General features: G+C 70.4%; 2 protein-coding genes. Both read left to right on the top strand.

Going from position 1 to position 1,328, the window contains the following annotated elements; genetic code table 11:
• The first annotated feature begins 352 nt into the window (after positions 1 to 352).
• A complete protein-coding gene (locus ACZ4FV_RS52375; RefSeq protein ID WP_465328549.1) occupies positions 353 to 625 on the top strand; it encodes a hypothetical protein in 273 nt (90 codons plus the stop codon).
• 71 nt (positions 626 to 696) lie between these two features.
• Complete coding sequence (locus ACZ4FV_RS52370; RefSeq protein ID WP_465328547.1) at positions 697 to 1,290, top strand: hypothetical protein; 594 nt, start codon at positions 697 to 699, stop codon at positions 1,288 to 1,290.
• The last annotated feature ends 38 nt before the right edge of the window (positions 1,291 to 1,328 follow it).

Here is a 1,328-nt window from a genome sequence, read left to right as displayed (position 1 = left end):
CCCCCCCCCCCCCCCCCCCCCCCCCCCCCCCCCCCCCCCCCCCCCCCCCCCCCCCCCCCCCCCCCCCCCCCCCCCCCCCCCCCCCCCCCCCCCACACCCGAGAACCGTGCGCCCGCAAGCGTGCCGGTCAACGAGGGGACACCCCGCTTTTGGGGGTGGCCGATGCCGGCCACCCCCAAAAGCGCCGGTCGCGGTTCGCCTCTTGCCAATCAAATCACCCGTTCGCCAATGGAAAAGTGCAGCTCAGAGGCCCTTTTCCGCCCTGCCGAGCCGATTGCTGCTGGTATTGTTGTTCATGTCGGAAGGGGTTGGCTCCCCGGAAGACTCCGAACCACGAGGCAGGGAGCAACCGATGGACAAGGTCACGCTGTTGACGCCGGAGACGGCGATCGAGGTCATGGAGGCGGAGGCGCAGTACCAGACCCTTCGGGGTGAGCTGGTCAATGCGCGGACCCGCCGCGAGCGCGCCCTCTACAGCGCGTGGCGCGAGCTGCCCGACCCGCCCGCCGTCGCACGGCAGTTGCCGAAGGGCATCAACGCCGAGACCGTGCGGCGCGCCGTCGTGCGTCACGCTCCGCCGGCCGACTTCGTCCAACTCACGTTTGCCGTAACCGAGTTCGTCTAGGTCGATCCGGTCGCCCCGGGGGCTCCCCGGGGCGACTCTCAACCCGCCCGCGACGATTTCCCAGGAGAGCCGTGCCCCACGTCAGGACCGCGAACGTCGTCCAGCCGATCGAATCGGTGGGCACCGACACCCACACCGTCATCGTGGGCAGTGTGGAACGCGGTGATCTCACCGCCCGCCCCTGGGACGAACACGTCTGTGTCGTCCCGTGCGGAGGCTTCGGCGCCATCCTCCGCGCCTACGACCAGACGTTTCTTCACCACCGCGAAAAAGGGTGGTGGGAGTACGAGGACTTTCCGGCGTGGCCGGAGCGCATGGACTTCGCGATGGAGTACATGTACACCGTCGCCGCGCTCGTCGGAGATCTCGAACCGGTGTCGATGGCCGAGGTGGGCCCCGGCGCGGTGCGACCGTACACGATCGTCACCGGATTTCGGCCGTCCCCGGACACGCGAGACACGCGGGAATGCGTGGTGTGGGTCGCCGGCAGCGACGGGCCCACGATGGTCGCCCAGGCGTACGACGCCACGATGGACTACCACCGCGCCCGGGGCGTGCCGATCCTCGCAACCCTCACGGACACGTGGGCGCTCAAGGAGTTCGCCGACGCGTGGATGCGCACCGTCGCCGCGTTCCCCGGCCACCACCGGCCCGTGAAGCTGTAACCACCCCAACGCATCGTGTCGGGCGGCGGTTGGCCCCG

The organism is Embleya sp. NPDC025285 (genome assembly GCF_055558835.1).
This window is presented reverse-complemented; position numbering and strand designations above follow the sequence as displayed.

Coding starts and splice junctions, on each gene's coding strand:
- ACZ4FV_RS52375 (WP_465328549.1), top strand. CDS start 353: ATGGACAAGGTCACGCTGTTGACGCCGGAGACGGCGATCGAGGTCATG.